22 protein-coding genes are annotated in these 23,730 nt (G+C 58.8%); 11 read left to right on the top strand and 11 right to left on the bottom strand.

The window, feature by feature from the left end; all coding sequences use genetic code 11:
* Nucleotides 1-86 precede the first annotated feature (86 nt).
* The 6 genes from AB4O11_RS03115 to AB4O11_RS03090 all read right to left on the bottom strand — a co-directional run bounded on the left by AB4O11_RS03115 (nucleotide 87) and on the right by AB4O11_RS03090 (nucleotide 8,399).
* The gene (locus tag AB4O11_RS03115) at nucleotides 87-1,403 is read right to left on the bottom strand and encodes an OprD family porin (RefSeq protein ID WP_460130123.1); all 1,317 of its coding nucleotides are present in this window, start codon (nucleotides 1,401-1,403) and stop codon (nucleotides 87-89) included.
* Between the two features lie 196 nt (nucleotides 1,404-1,599).
* Nucleotides 1,600-1,821 carry a hypothetical protein gene (locus tag AB4O11_RS03110; protein ID WP_093430681.1) on the bottom strand — a complete coding sequence of 74 codons (222 nt, stop codon included), beginning with the start codon at nucleotides 1,819-1,821 and terminating at the stop codon, nucleotides 1,600-1,602.
* Nucleotides 1,822-2,102: 281 nt separating this feature from the next.
* On the bottom strand, nucleotides 2,103-3,467 hold the full coding sequence (locus AB4O11_RS03105; RefSeq protein ID WP_093430680.1) for a heavy metal sensor histidine kinase: 1,365 nt from the start codon (nucleotides 3,465-3,467) through the stop codon (nucleotides 2,103-2,105).
* Nucleotides 3,457-4,134 carry a heavy metal response regulator transcription factor gene (locus AB4O11_RS03100; RefSeq protein ID WP_007916978.1) on the bottom strand — a complete coding sequence of 226 codons (678 nt, stop codon included), beginning with the start codon at nucleotides 4,132-4,134 and terminating at the stop codon, nucleotides 3,457-3,459. The genes AB4O11_RS03105 and AB4O11_RS03100 overlap by 11 nt, the downstream gene beginning before the upstream one ends.
* Nucleotides 4,135-4,143: 9 nt before the next feature.
* Nucleotides 4,144-7,245 (bottom strand): multidrug efflux RND transporter permease subunit, encoded by a 3,102-nt coding sequence (locus tag AB4O11_RS03095; protein ID WP_460130121.1) that lies wholly within the window; start codon nucleotides 7,243-7,245, stop codon nucleotides 4,144-4,146.
* A complete protein-coding gene (locus AB4O11_RS03090) occupies nucleotides 7,242-8,399 on the bottom strand; it encodes an efflux RND transporter periplasmic adaptor subunit (RefSeq protein ID WP_460130119.1) in 1,158 nt (385 codons plus the stop codon). The genes AB4O11_RS03095 and AB4O11_RS03090 overlap by 4 nt, the downstream gene beginning before the upstream one ends.
* Before the next feature lie 1,306 nt (nucleotides 8,400-9,705).
* On the opposite strand from AB4O11_RS03090, the gene AB4O11_RS03085 reads away from it, so the two are divergent.
* The 4 genes from AB4O11_RS03085 to AB4O11_RS03070 all read left to right on the top strand — a co-directional run bounded on the left by AB4O11_RS03085 (nucleotide 9,706) and on the right by AB4O11_RS03070 (nucleotide 11,128).
* The gene (locus tag AB4O11_RS03085; RefSeq protein ID WP_320336352.1) at nucleotides 9,706-10,068 is read left to right on the top strand and encodes a DUF6124 family protein; all 363 of its coding nucleotides are present in this window, start codon (nucleotides 9,706-9,708) and stop codon (nucleotides 10,066-10,068) included.
* A gap of 228 nt (nucleotides 10,069-10,296) precedes the next feature.
* Nucleotides 10,297-10,602, top strand: coding sequence for a hypothetical protein (locus AB4O11_RS03080; RefSeq protein ID WP_093430676.1), 306 nt, complete (start codon nucleotides 10,297-10,299; stop codon nucleotides 10,600-10,602).
* A gap of 111 nt (nucleotides 10,603-10,713) precedes the next feature.
* A complete protein-coding gene (locus AB4O11_RS03075; protein ID WP_038362870.1) occupies nucleotides 10,714-10,953 on the top strand; it encodes a hypothetical protein in 240 nt (79 codons plus the stop codon).
* A 19-nt stretch (nucleotides 10,954-10,972) separates the two neighbouring features.
* Nucleotides 10,973-11,128, top strand: a complete 156-nt coding sequence (locus AB4O11_RS03070; protein WP_257358679.1) for a hypothetical protein — start codon at nucleotides 10,973-10,975, stop codon at nucleotides 11,126-11,128.
* 139 nt (nucleotides 11,129-11,267) lie between these two features.
* Here AB4O11_RS03070 and AB4O11_RS03065 read toward each other — a convergent pair whose 3' ends face one another.
* The 5 genes from AB4O11_RS03065 to norR form a co-directional block, all read right to left on the bottom strand.
* Nucleotides 11,268-12,017, bottom strand: coding sequence for a YkgJ family cysteine cluster protein (locus AB4O11_RS03065; RefSeq protein ID WP_093430675.1), 750 nt, complete (start codon nucleotides 12,015-12,017; stop codon nucleotides 11,268-11,270).
* 83 nt (nucleotides 12,018-12,100) lie between these two features.
* The gene (locus AB4O11_RS03060; RefSeq protein ID WP_099757132.1) at nucleotides 12,101-12,427 is read right to left on the bottom strand and encodes a hypothetical protein; all 327 of its coding nucleotides are present in this window, start codon (nucleotides 12,425-12,427) and stop codon (nucleotides 12,101-12,103) included.
* Nucleotides 12,428-12,575: 148 nt separating this feature from the next.
* The gene (locus AB4O11_RS03055; RefSeq protein ID WP_460130116.1) at nucleotides 12,576-13,034 is read right to left on the bottom strand and encodes a GNAT family N-acetyltransferase; all 459 of its coding nucleotides are present in this window, start codon (nucleotides 13,032-13,034) and stop codon (nucleotides 12,576-12,578) included.
* 27 nt (nucleotides 13,035-13,061) lie between these two features.
* Complete coding sequence (locus AB4O11_RS03050; RefSeq protein ID WP_008084803.1) at nucleotides 13,062-13,964, bottom strand: chemotaxis protein CheV; 903 nt, start codon at nucleotides 13,962-13,964, stop codon at nucleotides 13,062-13,064.
* A 326-nt stretch (nucleotides 13,965-14,290) separates the two neighbouring features.
* A complete protein-coding gene (gene norR, locus AB4O11_RS03045; protein ID WP_460130114.1) occupies nucleotides 14,291-15,850 on the bottom strand; it encodes a nitric oxide reductase transcriptional regulator NorR in 1,560 nt (519 codons plus the stop codon).
* Between the two features lie 164 nt (nucleotides 15,851-16,014).
* On the opposite strand from norR, the gene hmpA reads away from it, so the two are divergent.
* The 7 genes from hmpA to cyoE all read left to right on the top strand — a co-directional run bounded on the left by hmpA (nucleotide 16,015) and on the right by cyoE (nucleotide 23,621).
* Nucleotides 16,015-17,196: an NO-inducible flavohemoprotein gene (hmpA, locus tag AB4O11_RS03040; protein ID WP_460130112.1), complete on the top strand. Its 1,182-nt coding sequence runs from the start codon at nucleotides 16,015-16,017 to the stop codon at nucleotides 17,194-17,196.
* Between the two features lie 235 nt (nucleotides 17,197-17,431).
* Nucleotides 17,432-17,941, top strand: coding sequence for a disulfide bond formation protein B (locus AB4O11_RS03035; protein WP_025109264.1), 510 nt, complete (start codon nucleotides 17,432-17,434; stop codon nucleotides 17,939-17,941).
* Between the two features lie 843 nt (nucleotides 17,942-18,784).
* Nucleotides 18,785-19,726 carry a ubiquinol oxidase subunit II gene (cyoA, locus tag AB4O11_RS03030; protein ID WP_007916947.1) on the top strand — a complete coding sequence of 314 codons (942 nt, stop codon included), beginning with the start codon at nucleotides 18,785-18,787 and terminating at the stop codon, nucleotides 19,724-19,726.
* Between the two features lie 3 nt (nucleotides 19,727-19,729).
* Complete coding sequence (cyoB, locus tag AB4O11_RS03025; protein ID WP_460130110.1) at nucleotides 19,730-21,760, top strand: cytochrome o ubiquinol oxidase subunit I; 2,031 nt, start codon at nucleotides 19,730-19,732, stop codon at nucleotides 21,758-21,760.
* 3 nt (nucleotides 21,761-21,763) lie between these two features.
* A complete protein-coding gene (gene cyoC, locus AB4O11_RS03020) occupies nucleotides 21,764-22,387 on the top strand; it encodes a cytochrome o ubiquinol oxidase subunit III (RefSeq protein WP_034156084.1) in 624 nt (207 codons plus the stop codon).
* Entirely contained in the window at nucleotides 22,387-22,722 is a 336-nt protein-coding gene (gene cyoD, locus AB4O11_RS03015; protein WP_007916940.1) for a cytochrome o ubiquinol oxidase subunit IV, read from the top strand. Before cyoC ends, cyoD begins: the two co-directional genes overlap by 1 nt.
* Nucleotides 22,723-22,733: 11 nt before the next feature.
* Nucleotides 22,734-23,621: a heme o synthase gene (cyoE, locus tag AB4O11_RS03010; protein WP_007916939.1), complete on the top strand. Its 888-nt coding sequence runs from the start codon at nucleotides 22,734-22,736 to the stop codon at nucleotides 23,619-23,621.
* Nucleotides 23,622-23,730: the final 109 nt, after the last annotated feature.

The raw sequence follows: 23,730 nt of genomic DNA, 5'->3' as shown, positions 1-23,730 counted from the left end.
ATCGCCTTCGCGAGCAAGCTCGCTCCCACAGGGTTGGTCATTGCTTGAGCTATCGGAGTGAGTCTGCAGTCAGCTTAGCGCGGATCTTAGAAGACGTTGATCGGGTAGTCGATGATCACGCGGTATTCATCTGTATCCGAATCAATCACGCCGTAGCCGTTGCCGCCTCGGTTGGTCGCCCATTGCAGGTGGACTGCCAGATCCTTGGCCTGACCGCTCTGCACCACGTACTTCACGTCGAGATCGCGTTCCCAGTGCTTGGCGTTGCGGCCATCGGCGCTGTACCAGTTGGAATAGCCTTTGCTGTCGGGGTCGACCTTGGTCAGATCCACAGTGCCGCGCGAGTAGGACACCGACGAGGTCAGCCCCGGCACGCCGACACCGGCGAAGTCATAGGCGTACTTGAGCTTCCACGAGCGCTCGTTCGGGCCGTTGAAGTCGGAATACTGCTGTGAGTTATCCAGATAAACGCTGTCGCCCTGGCTGATGTAGTCGAACGGCGTGTTGCCGTTGACCCGCTGATACGCGGCGGTAACGCTGTGATTACCGACGCCAACGGTGAAATGCAGACTGTAGGTGTTGTTGTCGATGTTGCCCAGCAGCGCATCACCGGTGTCTTGCGTGTGATAGAAGTGCAAGCCCGGGTTGAGGCTGACCAGATCGTTCAACTGCCAGGTGTAGTCGAGGTCGTAGTAATACTGGTTCCAGATGTCCTTCAACTCAGAGGCATAAAGACTGCTGGTCAGGCCTTCGACACCGCTCCACGCCACGCCGGCCCAGTTCAGGTGCTGGCTCTCATCGCCGTCGGCAAGAGTGCCGTAGGAAGTGCCGATGCGCGTGTGCCCACTCTGGTTGTAAGGCTTGGTGAAACTGGCTTGGCCGCCTTCGATCAACCAGCCGTCGAAGCTGTGGTTGGTCAGGCTCACACCACGGAAAGTCTGCGGCAGCATGCGCGTATCACCGCCGGCGATGACCGGGTTGGTGAGGAACAGGTCACCGGCCTTCAACTCGGTATCGAACGCGCGCATTTTCAACGTGCCACCCGCCGTGGAGAACGCCCCCGGCGCTTTGCCGCCATTCTCTCTGACCGGCAGGATGCTCGAGCCGTCGGTGCCGCCACCGCCATCGAGCTTCAACCCGAGCATGGCGTGGGCATCGATGCCGAAACCGACCGTACCTTCGGTGTAGCCCGACTTGAAGACCCCGAGAAAGCCCTGGCCCCACTCGATGTTGTCGTCCGCCTTCTGCAAGCGGTTGCGATTCATGTAGTAGTTGCGGGCGTTGAGGTTGAGGCTTGAACCCTCGACAAAGCCATCTTTGGCAGGCTCGTCAGCGTGAGCGGCAGGGGCAATCGTTGCGGCAATTGCAATGAACAGCGGGGTGCAGCGAACTGGGTAACGCACGTGCGATGGAGCTCCTTGGGTCAACTGGCCCTTCAATGGCTTGAGGGCTTGATGTTTCTTGTTGTTACAGACGAACCAAACGGCTTTCAGACCACAACGAAAAAAGGCCGCTGAAAGGCAGCGGCCTGGAATGACGACGGTTGAACGGGAAGAGCCAAACAACCGCGTCGAGGGAAACGTTGGCGCGGTGCGCGACTCAGCTGTCTTTCTCGGCAGCTTGAGCCTGTGAGGTGGCAGCCTGCGGGGCTTGCGTGGCGTCTTGTGCCTTGGCCATCACTTCGGCCTGATGCTGATCGAAGGCCTGCGCGCGAGCGATATTTTGCGCTACGAACGACTGCGATTCTTCAGCCATCGCCATCGGCGACAGGATCAATGAGGACAAAACGAAAGCGCTGGCAATACCCATACTGTTGGACATCTTGAAAACCTTCTCGCTTGGCGAGTGCTGTTTGGTGCGGGCAAAGATAAGGTCGCCGGGCGTTGGGAAACAGCGTGATTTTCATAAATGACTGTTACAGCAGAAGCAAAAGTCACCCCCTCACCCCAACCCTCTCCCCCAGGGGGGCGAGGGGGAAAGGGAGCAGATCTTCATGCTTTTCAAAGCCTGAGTTCGACGGGATATTTCAGGTCGGCGTACTTCGAAAGAGCACCACGGTAAGTCCCCTCTCCCTCGGGGAGAGGGTTAGGGTGAGGGGCTTTTCAGACCGGCAAATAAATCCCGAAGGTATTCATCCCCCGATCACTGCGCACAAACACATCGCCGCCATGCATCAGCGCAATCGCCTTGACGATCGCCAGCCCCAGCCCATGGTTATTGCCACTGTTGCTGCGCGAGGCATCCACCCGATAAAAGCGCTCGAACAAGCGCGGCAAATGCTCGCTGGCAATCGGCGAACCGGGGTTGGCCACGCCGATACTCACCTGCTGCTCTTTAACCTCGATGTGCACCTCGATCACCTGACCCGCGCCGGTGTGCTGCACCGCATTGCTCAACAAATTGATCAACGCCCGGCGCAAATGCGCGACCTCGATCTGCACCTGCGCATCGCCGCTGACCTGCACCTCAACTTGCGCATCTTCAAGAATGAAATCCAGATATTCCAGGGTCGTTGCCACCTCATCCGCCAGCGACGTCGAGGTCAGTTTGGTCGCCTTGTTGCCCTGGTCGGCACTGGCCAGAAACAGCATGTCGTTGATGATCGAACGCAGCCGCTCCAGCTCTTCCAGATTGGATTGCAGCACTTCGAAATAATGTTCGGCAGAACGCCCACGGGTCAGCGCCACCTGAGTCTGACCAATCAGATTGGTCAGCGGCGAACGCAGCTCATGAGCGACATCGGCGTTGAACGATTCCAGCCGCGAGTAGGCCTGCTCAACCCGTTCCAGCGTCGAGTTGAAGGAGTCGACAAACTGCTCAAGTTCCGGTGGCAGCGGCGACAGACGCAAGCGCCCGGCCCGCAGCGGAGGCGCCAGTCGTTGAGCTTCATGGGACAGTTTGATCAGCGGTTTGAGACCAATCCGCGCGACCCAATAGCCCAGCGCCGAAGCCATCAGCACACCGACAATCGCCAGCCCGATCAAGGCAATCAGCAGGTTGTGCTGCGTCTCATGAAAGGTCTCGGTATCGATGCCGATCATGAACCGTAGCGGCGGACGCTGATCCTTGGCCGGCAACTCGGTCAGCAGCACTTTCAGTGGATAGGGCTGGCCGGGCAACTGCAAGTCATGCATGCCCAACGGGCCTTTGGCAAAAGTACGGATCGCCGCATCGGGCTGACCGTATTCGTAACCCGGATCACCGCTCACCACCCAGAAACGAATGCGTTTGTCCTCTTCACCCAGCAGCTTCAATTTGGCGTTGATCTTCACCCAATGCTCGGGCGTACCGAAGCGATTGAGCGCCGATTCGAGCACGCTGTAACGCGCATCCAGCTCGGCTTCCGGTAGCAGACCCAAGCCTTTATCGACCTGTTGATACAGCGCGCCGCCGATCAACAGAAACACCAGCAGCGCCACCAGCGTGAACATGCCGCTCAGGCGCAGGGCAATCGAGTTACTGGACACCACGGCTCTCCAGCACATAACCCATGCCACGAATGGTGTGCAGCAGTTTCTCGTCGAACGGCCCGTCGAGCTTGGCGCGCAGGCGTTTGATTGCGACTTCGACAACGTTGGCATCGCTGTCGAAATTGATGTCCCAGACCATCTCGGCGATGGCGGTTTTCGAAAGGATTTCACCTTGCCGGCGGGCGAGAACGCTCAACAGGGAGAACTCTTTGGCGGTCAGATCCAGTCGGGTGCCGGCGCGGGTAGCCTTGCGGCTGATCAAATCTATCCACAGGTCGGCGATGCTCACCTGCACCGGTTCATGCCCACCGCTGCGCCGGGTCAGCGCTTGCAGGCGCGCGACCAGCTCAAGGAAGGAAAACGGTTTGCCGAGGTAATCGTCGGCGCCGTCGCGCAGGCCTTTGATGCGGTCTTCGACGCGCTCGCGGGCGGTGAGCATGATCACCGGGGTCTGCTTGCGCGCACGCAACGCGCGCAGCACGCCGAAGCCATCGAGGCCCGGCAACATGACGTCGAGGACGATCACCGCGTAGTCGCTTTCCAGCGCCAGATGCAGACCCTCGACGCCGTCGCGGGCCAGATCCACGGTGTAACCCTGCTCCGTCAGACCGCGGTGCAGATAGTCCGCGGTTTTTTCCTCGTCTTCGATAATCAGAACGCGCATGACCCTGCCTCAGTCTGTGGTCGCCAACGCCGCTACGGGCGCTGGTTTGGGCCGGTGGAACAGCCGCTCAAGCCACAAGTATATGACCGGAGTGGTAAACAACGTCAGCATCTGGCTGACCAGCAAACCGCCCACCACCGCGATCCCCAGCGGCTGACGCAGTTCGGCGCCGGTGCCGTAACCGAGCATCAGCGGCAGGGCGCCAAGCAGGGCCGCGAGGGTGGTCATGATGATCGGCCGGAATCGCGTGATGCACGCCTCGAAAATCGCCTCCTGTGGCGACAGGCCTCGGTGGCGCTGCGCTTCGAGGGCGAAGTCGATCATCAGAATGCCGTTCTTCTTGACGATACCGATCAATAGCACCAGGCCGATCAGCGCCATGATCGAAAAGTCCTGGCCGCAGATCCACAGCATGATCACCGCACCCAAACCTGCCGCCGGCAGCGTCGAAATAATCGTCAGCGGGTGCACGAAGCTTTCATAAAGCACACCGAGAATGATGTACACCGCCACCAGCGCCGCAAGAATCAGCCACGGCTGACTGGCCAGCGAACTCTGGAACGCCTGCGCCGCGCCCTGGAAATTGCCGCTGATCGCCGTCGGCATGCCGATCTCGGCCTTGGCCTGATTGAGCAGAATCACCGCATCACCCAGCGCAACGCCGGGCGCGAGGTTGAACGACAAGTTAGCGGCCGGGAACATCCCATCGTGGGCAATCGACAACGGGCCAATGGTCGGTGCATCGAATTTGGCCAGCGCCGACAGCGGCACCATCTCGCCACTCAGTGGCGAACGCAGGTAGAAATAGTTGAGGCTTTCGGCCTTGCCGCGTTGTTTGGTGTCCAGTTCCAGAATCACGTTGTACTGGTTGACCTGGGTCTGGAATTCATTGATCTGCCGTTGCCCGAAGGCATCGTACAGCGCCTCGTCGACATCGCTCGCGGTGAGGCCGAAACGTGCGGCGGCGCTGCGGTCGATGCTGATGTGGGTGATGCTGCCGCCCAGTTGCAGGTCGTTGGAAATGTCGCGGAACGCTGGGTTGCTGCGCAGTTTTTCCGTGAGGCGTTGCGTCCATGTCGCGAGGGTTGCGCCGTCGTTACTCTTCAGCACGTATTGATACTGCGCGCGGCTCGGGCCGGAGCTGAGGTTGATGTCTTGGCCGGCGCGCAGATAGAGGACGATGCCGGGGACTTTCATCAGTTGCGGACGGATGCGGTCGATGAACTGGCTGGCTGAAACATCACGGTCACCGCGTTTTTTCAGGGCGATCCAGAAGCGGCCGTTGGCGATGGTCTGGTTACTGCCGGACACGCCGACCGAGTGGGAAAACGCCTGCACGGCGGGGTCGGCGGCGACGATTTCGGCCATCGCCAAGTGTTTTTTCACCATGTCGCCGTAGGAAATATCCGCTGCAGCTTCGGTGGTGCCGAGGACGAAACCGGTGTCCTGTACCGGGAAGAAACCCTTGGGGATAAAGATGTAACCGCCAATCGCCATCGCCAGCGACAAACCGAACACGCCAATCATCAATTTCTGATGGGCGAGGGCGCGACGCAGGCCTCGTTCGTACCAGCCGAGCAGGCGTTCGCTGAAACCCGGTTTGTCGTGGGCGTGGTGCACCGGTTTGCGCATGAACAGCGCGGCCAGCGTCGGCGCCAAAGTCAGCGATACCACCACGGAAATCATGATGGTCGAGGTCGCGGTCAGGGCGAATTCCTTGAACAGCCGCCCGACCACACCGCCCATGAACAGCAGCGGAATAAACGCCGCCACCAACGAGAAACTGATCGAGACCACGGTGAAGCCAATCTCGCCCGCACCCTTGATCGCCGCTTCGCGCATATCGTCGCCGGCTTCCAGATGGCGGTGGATGTTTTCCACCACCACGATCGCATCGTCGACGACGAAGCCGACCGCGACGACGATCGCCACCAGCGTCAGGTTGTTCAGGCTGAAACCGAGGAGGTACATCAAAGCGAAACTGGCGATCAGCGAAACACCCAGTACCGCCGAGACAATCAGGGTTGCCGACAACTGACGCAGGAACAGCGCCATCACCGCGACCACCAGCAGAATCGCGATCAACAGGGTGATTTCGACTTCATGCAGCGAGGCGCGAATGGTCTGGGTGCGGTCGATCAGGGTTTTTACTTGCACCGAGGCCGGCAGCATGGCTTCGAGGCCGGGCAGGGCGGCTTGAATGCGGTCGACGGTTTCGACGATGTTGGCGCCGGGCTGGCGCGAGATCACCAGGTTCACACCGGGTTGATCGCCGGCCCACGCTTGCACGTAGGCATCTTCCGAACCATTGACGACTTTGGCGACATCGCGCAGGTGAACCGGGGCGCCATCCTTGTAGGAAACGATGAGCTGGCTGTAGTCCTCAGGGTGGAACAACTGGTCGTTGGTCGACAACGTCGAGATGCTTGATTCGCCGTACAGCGCCCCTTTGGCCAGGTTGAGGCTGGTCTGCTGAATCGCCAGTCGGATGTCGGCGAGGGTCAGGCCGATCGCCGCCAGTTTGTCCGCCGAGGCTTGTACGCGAATCGCCGGACGTTGCTGACCGGTGATGTTGATTTGGCCTACGCCGTCGATCTGACTGATCTGACGCGAGAGCAGGGTTTCCACCAGGTCGCTGAGTTCGGTGCCGGGCATTTGTGTCGAGCTGACGCTGAGGATCAGCACCGGGCTGTCGGCCGGGTTGACCTTCTTCCAGGTCGGCAGGGTCGGCATGTCCTTGGGCAGTTTGCCGGCGGCAGTGTTGATCGCTGCCTGGACTTCCTGGGCGGCGGTGTCGATGCTTTTATCGAGGGTGAATTGCAGAGTCAAAAGGCTGGAGCCGAGCGCACTGCTGGAGGTCATCTGGGTCATGCCGGGGATGGCGCTGAATTGCACCTCCAGCGGCGTGGCCACGGATGAGGCCATGGTGTCGGGGCTGGCGCCGGGCAACTGCGCGGAAACCTGAATCGTAGGAAATTCCGCTTCCGGCAGTGGGGCGATTGGCAAGCGCGGGAAGGCAATCAAACCGACCAGCACCAAAGCGATGGTCAGCAGGATTGTGGCGACCGGGTGATCGATGCACCACGTCGAAACACCTTTATGCGCCTTCATGGCTTCGGCTCCGCCTGCACCACTTGCGGCGGCTCGCTCATGACTTGCACGGTCGAACCGGGTTTAAGCCGCGACTGGCCGTCGGTGACCAGCACGTCACCGGCCTTCACGCCTTTGATGATGTCCTGGCCGCTGCCTTGATAAACCATCTGCACTTGCACGGCTTCGACCTTGTCACCGTTGACCCGATAAACGAAGTGTTGATCGAGGCCACGTTGTACGACGGTGGGCGGGACCACCAGCGCATCTTTGTCGAGGGCTGTCTGAATTTTTACCGTGACCAGCAGGCCAGGCCAGAGCTTCTGGCTGGCGTTGGCGAATTCGGCCTTGGCGCGGATGGTGCCGGTGTTGGCGTTGATCTGGTTGTCGATGAGGGTCAGGTGACCTTCGCCGAGCAGGTTGCCGGTTTCGCCATCGGTGTCGGCGCCGATGTAGGCCTTGACCTGCGCGCGTTGCGGGTCGTTGATCAAGCCTTGCAGGGTCGGCAGCATTTGCTGGGGCAGGGAGAATTCGACGGCGATCGGGTCGATCTGGGTGACGGTGAACAGGCCGGCGGTGTCGGTCATGCGCAGGAAATTGCCTTCGTCGACGGTGCGAATACCGACACGGCCGGTGACCGGGGAGCGGATCTGTGTGTAGGAAAGTTGTACTTGCGCAGCATCAATCGAAGCCTGGTTGCCTTGGGCGGTGGCTTTCAGTTGGTTGACCAGGGCTTGTTGTTGGTCGTAGGTCTGTTTCGAGATGCCGTCGTCGACGGTGAGCAGTTTGTAGCGTTTGAGGTTGACCAGGGCGACTTGCAGTTGCGCCTGGCTTTCGCCCAGTTGGGCGCGGGCCTGGTCGAGGCTGGCGCGAATGGAGCGGTCGTCGATGGTGGCCAGCAGGTCGCCTGCTTTGACGAGTTGGCCTTCTTTGACGAGGATTTTGGTGAGGATGCCGTCGATCTGGGGGCGTACTACGACGCTGTGTAATGAGAGTACGGAGCCGATGCCGCTGGTGTAGCGGGGGACGTCTTTTTCGCTGACCGCTATGACTCGCACCGGGATGGCGGTGGGGGTGGCGAGTTTGGTGGGGGCGGGTTTCATTGCCCACCATGTACCTGCGGCGGCCAGGACGATCACTAGGGCTAGCAGGGCTTTGTTTTTTTGGATTCGCATGCGGGGTGGGCGCCGGACGGATTTTGGGCAGGGTTAGGGTCTTTATAAACTTGTTTTGGGGTCAGGAGGGTGACGGCTAGCTGTCGGCGCTGTCAGTTTTCTCTGGGTGTATATCCGTTTTTGCGGGTGTGGCTGATTACGGTTCCGCCCTTACGGCGGGTCACTTTTTACAAACGCCTAAAAAGTAACCAAAAACGCTTGCTCCTACGTGCGGCCCGCTCGCTGGGGCTCGGGGTTCCTTCGCTGCGGGATCGATCCGGGCGCAGCGCCTACGGTTTGCTTCGCTGCACCTCCTCTCGCTGTGTTTGGCTGCGCCAAACGGTCGCTGCGCTCCCACGCCCGGATCAATCCCTCCACTCAGCCTTCCGACGTCGCCCGTGGATCAAGATCAAAAGCAGGCGAGCTGACACTCGACCTATTGAGTGGTGAAGAGCGCGGGTGTTCGGCTTTTGATTTGCGTTGTTGCTGCCCCTCACCCCAGCCCTCTCCCGAGGGAGAGGGAGCCGATTTGTGGGCTTTTCAACATCTGAGTTCAGCGCGGAATTGCACGTCGGCGTATCTCTTCCATTCCACGCGGTCAGTTCCCTCTCCCCTCCGGGAGAGGGCTAGGGTGAGGGGCTTTTGATCTGTTTCAGAATCTGCGTTCAGCTCGGTATTTCACGTCGGCGTACTTCGTCCAAACACCACGGTCAGTTCCCTCTCCCTACGGGCGGTCCGACGTTTCGGGAGGGCTAGGGTGAGGGGCTTTTGATCTGTTTCAGAATCTGAGTTCGACCCGGTATTTCACGTCGGCGTGCTTCTACCAAACACCACGGTCAGTCCCCTCTACCTCCGGGGGAGGGCCAGGGTGAGGGGCTTTTGATCTGTTTCAAAACCTGAGTTCAACACGGTATCGCACGTCGGCGTAGCTCTGCCAAACACCACGGTCAGTTCCCTCTCCCTTTGGGAGAGGGCTAGGGTGAGGGTTGGCTTTTGGCTGTTTAAATTTGTGTCAAATAACCAGAACCTTCCCACAAGGTTTTCAGGTTGTCCGTCGGACGTGCGCTCTCTAGTCTTGGGCTGTCGCCGAAAACTCGGCGATCGGGTGTGAGAACCCGGGCTAAGTATTATTCCAATACCAGTACCGTCATAATCGGCGCCAGCTGATTGCTGCCTGCATTTTTATGGCGGCTATGTACGGGCGGACTTCGGTCCGGCCGGAGGTTTTACTGGTCCTTGCCCGGTTTCTCACCCCGTACGTAGCTGCCACCCAATTCGCCGCGTGAGAAACGGTAATTGTTGGCTGCAATCAGTGAGGACTGAGTAAATGACTAAGCCCGTACCCGATCCACCCATCGATCCCACCACCCCACTCGAAGACGCCATCCGCGCCGACGACCAGATAAAAACCCGCGAAGCCATCAAACGCGCGCTCGATTTCTACCTCTGCCCCGAACCGGTCAAACCGCGTCAGCCCAGTACGATGTTCCTCATCCACCCGAACATCGACACCGAAAGTCTGCTTGCCCACGCCTGCGAATCGCTGGCTTCAGCCAATGTCATGGCCGGTGATCTGGCCGATCGGCTCAGTCGCCCGCAGCGCAGTACGGCGCTGGCGATCCAGCAGATCGTCATGCTGGCCGAGCTGGCGGTAAACCGGGCGCTGGATCGGGTTGATCCGCAGGGTTGAACACCGCGTCATCGTTCATCGCCAGCAGGCTGGCTCCCACAGTTAAAACGCATTCCAATTGTAGGAGTGGGCCTGCTCGCGATGGCGGTATAACGGTCCCCAAAAGGGACCGATCTGTCCCTATTCGGGACCCATTTGCCAACTATGCTTCTCAAGATCCGTCCCAGCACGCGGATAACATGGTGTAGCCCGGGTTCTCTGGGCCGCTCACCCCGGGAGTGTCTTGAAATGCAGCTGAAAACCGCTCTGCCGTATGTGCTTCTCTTGCTTCCACTCACAGCATTCGCCGCGCCGGCCAGTCAATCCGGTGAGATCCGCTTCACCGGGCAAATCGTTGATTCGGGTTGTCAGGTCGGGCCGGTCGGGGCGTTTGTTGCTCGTGAGTCTCGCCAGATTGAAATCAAGCCCGGCGTGAAAGTCGATGTCGACACTGAGCGCAACGCCTGTAGCCATCAGTCGCTGCCGATTTCCATGCGCTATGAAGCGCTGAAGACCTCGGCCGACAAAGGCATTGTCACCATCACCTACCTGTAAACCGTTCGGCGTGCGCTGCAAATCTTCAGGTGCCGAGCCATGGCGCACAGGTATACTGCGCGCCTTCGCGGCTCACTGATCGGGCCCGACTTTTTGCTTTCCGGAGCTTTTATGACTTCCCCGACCCTGCCGCCGGTTGACGACGCTGTGAGCGATGTCTCGGCTGAACTGGCCGATACCAGCGAAACCAAAGCCGATATCCCGGCGTTCAAATTTCCGTTCAAACCGGGCGAGCTGGCTTCTGCCAAAGGCTCGAACCAGCCGTGGTACAAGAACGGCGCCAAGAACGGCCACACCAAGACCCCGGGCATGGCGCCGCCGGGCACCCGTCGTTCGATGGGCAAGCGCTGAGTTTTATTCGCGCTATCCCATGAAGATCAATCTCCCGGTGACCGGTCGCAACGTTGATGTGGCGCTGGATGAGGGGCGGCAGAGTCAGCGCAACTCCGAGGACGTGGCGGGGTTGGCCGGTGATTTAAGGTTGCTGGCGCGGGAGTTCTGGGCGCGGCGGCAGATCCGCGATTGAGATTGTCCGGGCCGGCGTCTTTGCGAGCAAGCTCGCTCCCACAGGTTTTTCAGTCGTTCATAAAATTCGTGCACGACACAATCTCTGTGGGAGCGAGCTTGCTCGCGAAGAGGCCCGGATAGGCGCTTAAGAATCTGGATCAAGCCGCGCGCAGCGAGATAAACGCATACGTCTGCGCCGGCTCAGTCACCACCTGTGCCCCGGCCGCCAGCACTTGCCCGGCCACATCATCCCCGGACACATGAAACACCCACTCACTCGGAGTCGTCGTCAGCGGTTGCGCGGTGACCTGATCAATCACCGAAGCAAAAGCACTCATATTCGGCAAGTACGCAGTAAACCCGTCTCCCTTCAGCGCTGTGGTGCGAATCCCGAGCATCGCGCAAATCGCGTCCTTGATGCCGATGTCATCCCGATCGGCCTGGCGCGAGCGCTGAATCAACTCCACCAGTTCCTGATCCACCAACTCACCGCCGGCAATCAACACCGGCCCCTGTTGCCAGGACTCCGGCGGACAATCCTTGGCGGCAGGGTTGAGCGGGATATGCGGATTGATTTCTGCCGGATAAATGCGGCACACCAACGGCCGTCGCTCGTAGATCCGGCACAACTTGTCTTCGTCAAGATTCCGACAGGGGCCGACGTTGTACGCGGCGAAAGTGATCGCCACATGGGCGTCTGCCGCGCCGCTGCGAACGAGCGCTGAGCGCCGTTCGGCATGTTCCCGCTGCTGCGCCGGCAAACCCAGGCCATTACCGAGAAATGCCTCGACCAGCACGATCACCTGACCGCCATCCGCCGCCCACATGCGGGCTTCGGTCAGGGTCAGCGGGACATGGTGATCGGTGCAGCATTTGCCGCAGCCTACGCAGGAAAACGTCGTATTCATTGAGCGATCTGTCTTCAATCAGGGTGTGAAACGGTGGCGGAAAACCACCGCACAGAACTGGATCGAAGCAAATTATGCGCCATTCACTTGGTTTTAACGGGCGGGCGGATCGAATCCCACTCGGTGACGAAGGCGGTTTTCGACTGTTTGTTGTACAGACACAGTTCGGTGCCTTGCTGACCTTTCATGTGTTTTTGCGGGTATTGGCCTTGCAGCAACACGGCGGTGTAGCCGACGCGGTCATCGAATTGTGCGGGGGTGCCGACCGGTTTGGCGTTTTTCAGGCCGCTGGCTTTGCTGCAACTGGCGAGTACGGTTTTGTCGTAGGCGGCCCAGGCGTCGGGGCTGGAGGCGTGCGCCTGGGAGGCGAGGGCGGTGAGGCAGAGCAGGCTTGCGGTGAAAGTTTTCATGGTGGGCGTCCTTGGTTTTGGGGGGGCCAAGGTTGGAGTGCGCCTGAGAAGGGAAGTTGCCTGTACTGGCCTCTTCGCGAGCAGGCTCGCTCCCACCGTTTGAAATGCATTCCAGGGTGGGAGCGAGCCTGCTCGCGAAGACGGTCGATCAGTCCGGCACCAGCTCGCGGCGGACCACATACATCCCGGCACTTTCATACAAGCGCTGCGCCCGCTGGTTGTCCTCCAGCACTTTCAGATCAACAAACCCTTCACGGCGCTGCTGAAACACCTTGAATGCATTGAACAGCAACGCCCGGCCTAATCCTCGGCCCTGCATGCGCGGATGCACCACCAGATTTTTGATATACGAGCTGGTCCAGCATTGCGCCACGCCGACCACGCCTTCGCCATCACGGGCAATCAAACACAGGCTCGCATCGTATTCAGGATCGGTTTCGAACTGCTGCTGCCAAACGTCCAGCGCCGGCACTCGGCCGCCACCTTCGCGGTAGCCGAGTTGCATCAAGTCATGCACGTCCGCCGCCAGTTCGACGGAGTACGTACACAGTTCAATGCCTTGAGGCCAAGGCACATCCGGCGCGTCCTTGTCCAGATCGCGCCGCATCAAAAAACAATACCTCTGGGCCAAGACTCAGTGCCCGTGGGCGGCGACGTGTTTGGCCGCTTCGATCAGGCAGTGGGTCAGTTCTGGAGAGGAGAACTTGGTCAGCACACCGTTCGCCCCGGCCAGGCGCGCTTTTTCGCTGTTCATCGCGCTGTCGAGCGAGGTGTGCAGCAGCACGTACAAATGGGCGAAGTCCGGGGTCTCGCGCAGGGTACGGGTGAAGGCGTAGCCGTCCATCTCGGACATTTCGATGTCGGAGACGATCAGGTTGATCTGCTGCGCCGTGCCTTGCAGGTCGAGCAGGCAGTCGATGGCTTCCTTGGCGCTGCGTGCTGTGTGGCATTGCAGGCCGAGGTTGCGCAGGGTGTGCACCGATTGCTGCAGCGCCACCTGGCTGTCGTCGACCACTAGAATCCGTGCGTTGCCGAGCACTTCGGCGTCTTCCATGGTCAGGTCGGTCGGGGCCATTTCGATCTGCGCCGGGGCGATGCTGTGGATAACCTTTTCGATATCCAGCACCTGCACCAGTGTGCCGTCAACCGAAGTCACGCCGGTGATGTAAGCGCGCGAACCGCCCGAGCCGAAGGGCGGGGGCTTGATGTCGGTGGTCAGGCAGTGGACGATTTTGCTCACCGCTTGTACATGCAGGCCCTGCTTGGAGCGGCTGACGTCGGTGACGATCAGGCAGCCGCCGTTCGGATCTTCCAGCGGGCGTTCGCCGATGGCGCGGCTGAGGTCGATCACCGACAGCGAAGCACCGCGCAGGGTGGCGATGCCTTTCACGTGCGGGTGCGACTCCGGCAGCTTGGTCAGCGGCGGGCAGGGGATGATTTCACTGACTTTCAGCAGGTTGATCGCCATCAGCTTGCCGCTGCGCAAAGTAAACAGCAGAAGCGAAAGTGAGTCTGCGCGGGCTTTGGTGGAGGACATATGAACCTTCTGTGGAAAGGTGGTGGGCGAGGGTGCAAATCGCCAAAAACTATTGATGCCGGGTTATCGGCGTTAAAGGGGTGGGCTTTAGGTTAGTTGTCGGGTGGTCGGCTTGAGTTGATCGCTGTTCTCTCTATCACTGCCCCTCACCCCAGCCCTCTCCCAGAGGTAGAGGGGGCCGACCGAGGTGTCTGGCGTTGTATATCGACCTGAACGACCGAGTCGATTATGGATTCGGTAAAGCAGATTCAGGTCTGCGTGTTTCTTAAGCATCCCCGGGTCGGTCCCCTCTCCCTCCGGGAGAGGGCTAGGGTGAGGGTGTGCTTTTAGCTCTTCATGCCTAGTCGTTTGGCCATACGCCCAAGATTCGCCCGATCCAACCCCAACTCCCGCGCCGCACTCGCCCAGTTATCCTGATTACGTTCCAGCGCCGCACTGATCAAACGCCGCTGATATTGCTCGGTCGCACTGCGCAGATCCCCGCTGATCAGCGGTATCTCAGCCACAACTCCGGCAACCGCCTCAACCGAGTTATCCACAACCTCGCGCGGTAAATCCAGATCCGCCGCGCTCAAACTGAGAATCTTCGGCCGCACCTTGCAGTTGCCCAGCGCCTTCAGCGCACTGCGCCCGATCAAGTGTTCCAGCTCTCGCACGTTGCCCGGCCAAGTGTAGGCGAGCAGTGCTTCCTGGGCGTCGCTGTTCAGGCGCAGGCTGTTGAGGCCCATGCGCGAGCGGTTCTGTTCGAGGAAGAAACCACTGAGCAACAACACATCGCGGCCACGATCACGCAGCGCCGGCACGCGCAACGGGTAGACGCTGAGGCGATGGTAGAAGTCGGCACGATAGCGACCGCTGCGCACTTCTTCGGCGAGGTCGCGGTTGGTCGCTGCAATCAGACGCACATCGACCTGATGCTCCTTGTCCGACCCCAAACGCTGCAACTGACCGCTCTGCAAAACGCGCAATAATTTCGCCTGCACGGTCAGCGATAACTCGCCGACTTCATCGAGAAACAGCGTGCCGCCATTGGCCAGTTCGAACTTGCCGCGTCGATCGCTGGTGGCGCCGGTGAAGGCACCGCGCACGTGGCCGAACAGTTCGCTTTCTACCAGCGTGTCGGGCAGCGCGGCGCAGTTGAGGCTGATGATTGGTTTTTCGGCACGGGGCGAGGCGGCGTGAATCGCTTGGGCGACCAGTTCTTTGCCGACGCCGGTTTCCCCGGTAATCAACACCGTCAGATCGCTGCCGCCGACCAGATTGATTTCCTCCACCAGTTTTTTCAGCGCCTTGCTCTGGCCGATCATTTCGCGGTTCTGCTGGCCGCTGGCCTGACGATAAACCTCGGCGCGCTGGTGCTCGTCTTCTGCGCGATTGGCCAGACGTTCTATACGTTCGGCGGCGTTGACCGTGGCCGAGGCGAGGCTGGCGAAGGCTTGCAGGGCGTCGAGTTCGATCGGTTCGAAACGCTCGGGGTCGAGAGCGTCGAGGGTGATCAGGCCCCAGAGTTTTTCATCGACAAATAAAGGACAGCCGAGGCAATCGTGAACCTCCAGATGCTCGTCGAGTCCGTCGACGAGACCGTCATAAGGATCGGGCAAGTCGCTGTCGGCGGCGAAGCGCGTGGGTCCGGCTCCGCTGAGGAGAATTTCGAAACGCGGGTGCTCGCTGACTTTGAAGCGCCGACCGAGGGTGTCCGTACTTAAACCGTCCACGGCCAGCGGCACCAGCGATTCGCCGTCGAGGCGCAACAATGCAGCGGCATCGCAGGGCAGCAGGGCGCGCATGGCTTCGAGCAGGCGTCGATAACGCTCGCCCTCGGGCAGTTCGCGGGACAAATCGGAAACTAAGGGCAACAGGGCGGTGAGCAGGGATTTGGCGGTCATGGTCTTGTAGTCAAAGAGACAAGATGTAGTCGGGATGACTATAAAGGCCTTCGGGTCGTTATGACTACATAGTTCTTAAGTTATTGATTTATATAAAAAAATAAGTTGGCACGGAATCTGATAACCCTAAGGTAACTTTTCAAAGAAGCTCAGGAGTCAACCTTATGCTTAGCGTTCAGGATCGTGCCATCGTCAAATCCACCGTGCCTCTGCTGGAAAGCGGCGGTGAAGCGCTGATCACTCACTTCTACCGCATGATGCTCTCTGAATACCCTGAGGTCCGGCCGCTGTTCAACCAGGCCCACCAGGCCAGCGGTGACCAGCCGCGCGCCTTGGCCAACGGCGTGTTGATGTACGCGCGGCACATCGATCAGCTCGACCAGTTGGGTGATCTGGTGGCGAAGATCATCAACAAGCACGTTGCCTTGCAGATTCTTCCGGAGCATTACCCGATTGTCGGTGCCTGTCTGCTCCGCGCTATTTCCGAAGTGCTCGGCGAAGAGATTGCCACGCCAGAAGTGATGAGCGCCTGGGGCGCGGCGTACGGTCAACTGGCGGACATTCTGATCGGCGCCGAAACCGCGATCTATGACCAGAAAGAACAAGCCGTCGGCGGCTGGCGCGGGGCGCGTGAATTCATCGTCGCGGCCAGGGTCGAGGAGAGCGCGGAAATCATTTCGTTCTACTTTGAGCCGGCAGACAAAGGCCCGATTCTCGCGGCCGAACCGGGTCAATACATCGGCATGAAGCTGATCCTCGATGGCGAAGAAATCCGCCGCAACTACTCGCTGTCGGCACTGGCGAACAACGGTCAGTACCGCATCAGCGTCAAACGCGAACCGGGTGGTCGTGCGTCCAATCATTTGCACGATCAATTGCAGGTCGGCGCGAGCATTCAGCTGTTCCCGCCTTCGGGTGAGTTCACCTTGACCGCGAGCGACAAGCCATTGGTGTTGATCAGCGGCGGCGTCGGCATCACGCCGACTCTGGCGATGCTGGAAGCGGCGCTGGAAACCGAGCGTCCGGTGCACTTTATCCACTGCGCGCGCAATGGCAGCGTGCATGCGTTCCGCGACTGGATTGATGAACTGGCTGAACGTCATCCGCAACTCAAGCGTTTTTATTGCTACGCCGAGGATGACGGTGTGAGTCCGGCAGCGGACAAGGTCGGGATCCTGGATCAGGCACAGCTTGGCGAGTGGTTGCCGCAGCAGCGTGATGTGGATGCTTACTTCCTTGGGCCGAAGGGTTTCATGGGGGCGATCAAGCGTCATCTGAAGGCGCTGGGTGTGCCGGAGAAACAAAGCCGTTATGAGTTCTTCGGGCCGGCTTCGGCTTTGGAATGATTTAAGACCGAGGCGCCATCTTCGCGAGCAAGCTCGCTCCCACAGGATTTGTGTTTGACGCAAATTCAAAGTGGGAGCGAGCTTGCTCGCGAAGGCCGTTATGCGGTCTGAATTTGTGAAACATGATCCAAGGTTAATCGTTTCTTAACCGCTTTATCGTTTATTCCCCCGGTGTAGACTTGCGACAACCTTCAGCCGCGAGCCGGTTGAACCATGGACATAAAAGGGAAACGCGATGAGCGAGGAAACGATTCGGTTGGGCCGTGAGCGGCGCTTTCTGGTGCTGTTGGGGATCATCTGCCTGGCGCTGATCGGTGGCGCTCTATATATGCAGATCGTGCTCGGCGAAGCGCCGTGCCCGCTGTGCATCTTGCAGCGCTATGCGTTGCTGCTGATCGCGCTGTTCGCGTTCATCGGCGCGGCCATGCGCACCCGTCGCAGCATCACCGTGTTCGAGGTGCTGGTGGTGATTTGTGCGATTGCCGGGGCCGGTGTGGCCGGGCATCACGTGTACACCCAGTTCTATCCGGCGGTGAGTTGCGGCATCGATGTGCTGCAGCCGATTGTCGATGATCTGCCGCTGGCGAAGATCTTCCCGCTGGGCTTCCAGGTTGACGGTTTCTGCTCGACGCCGTACCCGCCGATCCTTGGCTTGTCGTTGGCACAATGGGCACTGGTGGCGTTCGTGCTGGTGGTGATCCTGGTGCCGCTGCTGACCTCGCGTAACCGAAAAGCACTGCGCTGAGTCAACTAATCGGCTGTCTGGCCGATACAGAAAACGCCTCGATTTGCGGATCAGCCAATCGGGGCGTTTTGCTTTTCACGGTGTTTGTGAAAACACCGTGACGGGTGGCAAGGAAGGGTGTGGCAAGTGTGCGACATGTTGTCACACGCGCCATGTCGCAGGGCCATTGAGTGACGCGGAATCGGCCGTTGTTACAAAAAAGGATTGGTCAGTTTCGGGGTTTTTCGGCTTTAGCACGCGAGTGCCAGAGCAGGCAGTTTTAACAAGCGCGGGTATATGGCCAAAAGCCTTGGGTTATCGGGCTTTGCGCTGTTCCAGCGTTCGGAAATAGCCTTCGGAGCTGTCTGAACTGACGCGGGTACACCTACATTTTTTGGTGTTTTTGTTGAGAATCTATTTCGATAACATGTGGAACTTTTGCAAAAATGGCGATGCATTGTTGCTCGAACGGATAAAAATTATTTCGGGATAAGACATGGTGTATAGGGCGCTACCTATCTACAATCGCCCGCACTGAATTCCCGGCACTGTTCAGCCTTTATTAAGGAACGCTTTTTTATTAAGGCGCTGCGCAGAAAGTCGGGTGTCGAGTGAGTCGAAAGGCTTTCAAGACACCCAGGTGTCGGTGCCTTCCAACTTTCCGCACCAAATGGAATTGGTCTGTAACAAGGCCTTTGACCACGAATTCGAATAAGAACTGACCGCTGTCCCAGGTTTTGTCGAGCGTCTGACGCGCGACGGGCGGCCCTTATTCAATCCAAAGAAAATGCCAACCCTTGGCAGGGTGAAGTGTTGGCGATCAAAACCCAACTGCATTGCGCAAGCTGCTTTAGAGGTCGTGAGATGAGTAAAAACAGGTACCCCAGATTACTAGGCCTAGTGCCGCTGCTCGGCACGTTGTTGCTGGGAGGCTGCAACATGACCTTGCTCAATCCAACGGGCCAGGTTGGCCTGGAACAGCGAAACCTGATCATCACCGCGACCCTGCTGATGCTGTTGGTCGTTGTGCCGGTTATCGTCATGACCTTCCTGTTCGCCTGGAAGTACCGCGCGTCGAACAAGAACGCCGTCTACACCCCGAAATGGTCGCACTCGACCAAAATCGAAGTGGCAGTCTGGACCATCCCGGTCCTGATCATCATTGCCCTGGGTTACATCACCTACATTTCGACCCACGAACTGGACCCGTATCGTCCGATTCAATCCGACGTCAAGCCAGTGACCATCGAAGTCGTTGCGCTGGACTGGAAGTGGCTGTTCATCTACCCGGAACAAGGCATCGCCACGGTCAACAAGATCGTGTTCCCGGCGCACACGCCAATCAACTTCAAGATCACCTCTGACGCTGTGATGAACTCGTTCTTCATCCCGGGTCTGGGCGGCCAGATCTACGCGATGGCGGGCATGCAGACCAAGCTGCACCTGATCGCTGACCGTAACGCTGAAATGGACGGTATCTCCGCCAACTACAGCGGCGCGGGTTTCACCGGTATGAAATTCAAGGCTATCTCCACCACTCAGGAAGATTTCGACGCCTGGGTAAGTGAAGTCAAGAAGTCACCTAAACAGCTTGATCAAGCTGAATACGCGGCCCTTGCCAAACCGAGCCAGAACAACCCAGTCGAGCTCTACTCCTCGGTCACGCCGAACCAGTTCCAGATCATCGTCGACAAGTACGAAGGTATGAAGCCGGGCAAGCCGCTGAAGCACGAGAAGAAAGAGAAAGAAGTGGCGGCCACGGAAATTGACTCGAGTTCGCATTCAGCTGCCGGGGCAGAGGAGTAAACGATGTTTGGTAAATTAAGTTGGGAAGCAGTCCCATTCCACGAGCCGATCGTGATGGTGACCATCGCCATGATCGCCCTCGGTGGTCTGGCGCTGTTCGCTGCAATCACCTACTTCAAGAAGTGGACCTACTTGTGGACCGAGTGGTTGACCTCGGTCGACCACAAGAAAATCGGCGTGATGTACATCATCGTCGCCATGGTCATGCTGCTGCGCGGTTTTGCCGACGCCATCATGATGCGTACCCAGTTGGCCATGGCCACCGAGGGTTCGCCTGGCTACCTGCCACCTGAACACTATGACCAGATCTTCACCGCTCACGGTGTGATCATGATCATCTTCATGGCGATGCCATTCTTCACCGGCCTGATGAACCTTGCAGTGCCGCTGCAGATCGGCGCGCGTGACGTTGCGTTCCCGTTCCTGAACTCCCTGAGCTTCTGGCTGCTGGTATCCGGCGTAGTGCTGATCAACCTGTCCCTAGGCGTCGGCGAATTCGCCAAGACCGGTTGGGTTGCCTATCCACCATTGTCGGGTCTGCAATACAGCCCTGGCGTGGGCATGGACTACTACATCTGGGCGCTACAGCTATCCGGGTTAGGTACGACGCTAACGGGGGTTAACTTCCTCGCGACCGTACTGAAAATGCGTACCCCTGGCATGAAACTGATGGACATGCCGATCTTCACCTGGACCTGCACCTGGGCAAACGTTCTGATCGTGGCTTCGTTCCCGATCCTGACCGCTACCCTGGCATTGCTGACCCTTGACCGTTACATGGATTTCCACATTTTCACCAATGAATTTGGTGGCAATCCAATGATGTACGTCAACCTGTTCTGGGCCTGGGGCCACCCTGAGGTTTACATCCTGATCCTGCCGGCATTCGGCATCTTCTCGGAAGTGATCTCGGCGTTCACCGGCAAGAAACTGTTCGGCCACCACTCGATGATCTACGCCTCGGGCGCGATCTCGGTACTGGGCTTCATGGTTTGGCTGCACCACTTCTTCACCATGGGTTCGGGTGCAAGCGTCAACGCCTTCTTCGGTCTGGCGACGATGCTGATTTCCATCCCGACGGGTGTGAAGCTATTCAACTGGCTGTTCACCATCTACCAGGGCCGTCTGCGCTTCACCAGCCAGGTTCTGTGGACTCTGGGCTTCATGGTGACCTTCGCCATCGGCGGCATGACCGGCGTACTGCTGGCCATCCCGGGTGCTGACTTCGTTCTGCACAACAGCCTGTTCGTGATCGCGCACTTCCATAACGTGATCATCGGCGGTGCGGTATTCGGTTACATCGCTGGTTTCGCGTTCTACTTCCCGAAAGCGTTCGGCTTCAAGCTGCACGAAGGCTGGGGTAAAGCAGCGTTCTGGTTCTGGATCTCGGGCTTCTTTGTCGCGTTCATGCCGCTCTATGCACTGGGCTTCATGGGCATGACCCGTCGTCTGAACGCCACCACCAACCCTGAGTGGGTACCGTACCTGTACGTTGCCATGTTCGGTGCGGTGATGATCGCTGTCGGTATCGCCTGCCAGCTGATCCAGCTGTACGTCAGTGTGCGCGACCGCAACAAGCCAGAGAACGTTTGCGATCACGGTGACCCGTGGAATGCACACACTCTGGAATGGTCGACCTCGTCGCCACCTCCGTTCTACAACTTTGCTGTGCTGCCTAAGGCTGACTGCATCGACCCGTTCACCGAAGCCAAGGAAAACGGTACTGCGTACCAGCGTCCGGCCAAGTACGAGCCGATCCACATGCCGAACAACACCGCCACTGGCGTAGTGATGGGCGCACTGTTGACCGTCTTCGGTTTCGCGATGATCTGGCACATCTGGTGGTTGGCGATCGCCAGCCTGGCCGGCACCGTCATCTACTTCGTGATCCACGCTGCACGTGACGACCAGGGCTATATGGTTCCGGTTGAAACGATCGAGCGTATCGAAGCCGAGCAGCACAAGCGTCTGGTCGCGGCAGGGAAAATCCCGGCCGGTGCCACCCGTGTTGAAACCTCGTTGGAACAGGCTTAAACCATGTCGAACTTAGTGACCAATGTTGGACACGCCCATGGTGACCATGGGCACGATGACCATCACCACGACTCGGGTGAGATGACCGTATACGGTTTCTGGCTCTACCTGATGACCGACTGCATTCTGTTTGCGTCGATCTTCGCGGTGTACGCAGTACTGGTAAACAACGTTGCCGGTGGCCCGTCGGGCCACGACATCTTCGAACTGCCATATGTGCTGGGCGAAACCGCTCTGCTGTTGTTCAGTTCGATCACCTACGGCTTCGCCATGCTGGCGTTGTTCAAAGGCAAGAAGCAGCAGGTTCTGGGTTGGTTGTTCATGACCTTCCTGCTGGGCGCAGGCTTTATCGCCATGGAGATCAACGAGTTCCACCTGCTGATCTCCGAGGGCTTCGGTCCTAGCCGTTCGGGCTTCCTGTCCGCGTTCTTCACCCTGGTCGGTACCCACGGTCTGCACGTTTCGGCGGGTCTGATCTGGATGGGCATCATGATGTACCAGGTCAACAAGCACGGCCTGACGGCGACCAACAAGACCCGTCTGAGCTGCCTGAGCCTGTTCTGGCACTTCCTGGACGTGGTGTGGATCTGCGTATTCACCGTTGTTTACCTGATGGGGACTCTGTAATGGCTAATGCACACTCCCATGACAGCCATGATGCTGGCCACGGCAGCGTAAAGTCGTACGCCATTGGCTTCATCCTGTCGGTGATCCTGACCGTAATTCCATTCGGTCTGGTGATGTACCCGAGCCTGCCGAAGGCCACCACGCTGGCAATCGTTCTGCTGTTCGCAGTAATCCAGGTGATTGTTCACCTGTATTACTTCCTGCACCTGGACCGCTCCATTGCTCAGCGTAACAACGTGATCGCGTTTGTCTTTACGGCCATTGTGATCGTGCTGCTGGTTGGCCTGTCGTTGTGGATCATGTTCAGCATCCACACCTACATGATGGCGAAGTGAGGTAAGACCCGATGTCGCTCAAGCACTTTATCCAAATCACCAAACCGGGGATCATTTTCGGTAACGTGCTTTCTGTGGCAGGCGGGTTTTTCCTGGCCTCGAAAGGGCATGTGGATCTGGCGGTGTTTCTGGCTGCCATGATCGGTACATCCCTGGTTGTTGCCTCCGGTTGCGTGTTCAACAACTGCATCGACCGCGACATCGACCTGAAGATGGAACGCACTAAAAACCGGGTGCTGGTGCAGGGCTTGATCTCCCTGAAACTGGCCCTGGTCTACGCGACCATCCTTGGTGTTCTCGGCGTTGCGTTGTTGTACAAGGTGGCCAACCCGTTGGCCGCTTTGTTCGCGGTGATCGGCTTCATCATCTACGTCGGCTTCTACAGCCTGTACCTCAAGCGCAAGTCGGTTCACGGCACGCTGGTGGGCAGTCTGTCGGGCGCCATGCCGCCAGTGATCGGTTACGTTGCCGTAACCAACAGCTTCGACATGGCCGCGCTGACGTTGCTGGTGATGTTCAGCCTGTGGCAGATGCCGCATTCCTACGCCATCGCGATCTTCCGCTTCAACGATTACCTGGCCGCATCGATTCCGGTGTTGCCAGTGAAGCGCGGGATCCAAGTGGCCAAGAAGCACATCCTGCTCTACATCCTGGCGTTCCTCGTAGCGACCTTGATGCTGACCTTCAGCGGTTACGCTGGCATGAGCTATCTCGCGGTGGCTGCGGCCATGGGCATGTACTGGTTGTACATGGCCTGGACCGGCTACAAGGCAGTGGATGACACGGTCTGGGCACGCAAGCTGTTCGTGTTCTCGATCTTCACCATCACTGCGTTGAGCGTCATGATGTCCCTGGACTTCAAGGTGCCTGCAGAGTTGCTGCTGACGTACGCGCCGTAAGGTTCGAGGCTTGAAGAAGAACCCCGCACATTGAGAGATGTGCGGGGTTTTTTGTTGGGTGGCGTAAAGCCCCTCATCGGAACGCCGCCCGCCCAGCCCTCTCCCAGAG

The sequence above is a fragment of the Pseudomonas sp. H1_D05 genome (genome assembly GCF_054682705.1).
Note: the sequence above shows the minus strand (reverse complement) of the source record. Positions and strands in the feature narration are given on the sequence as shown.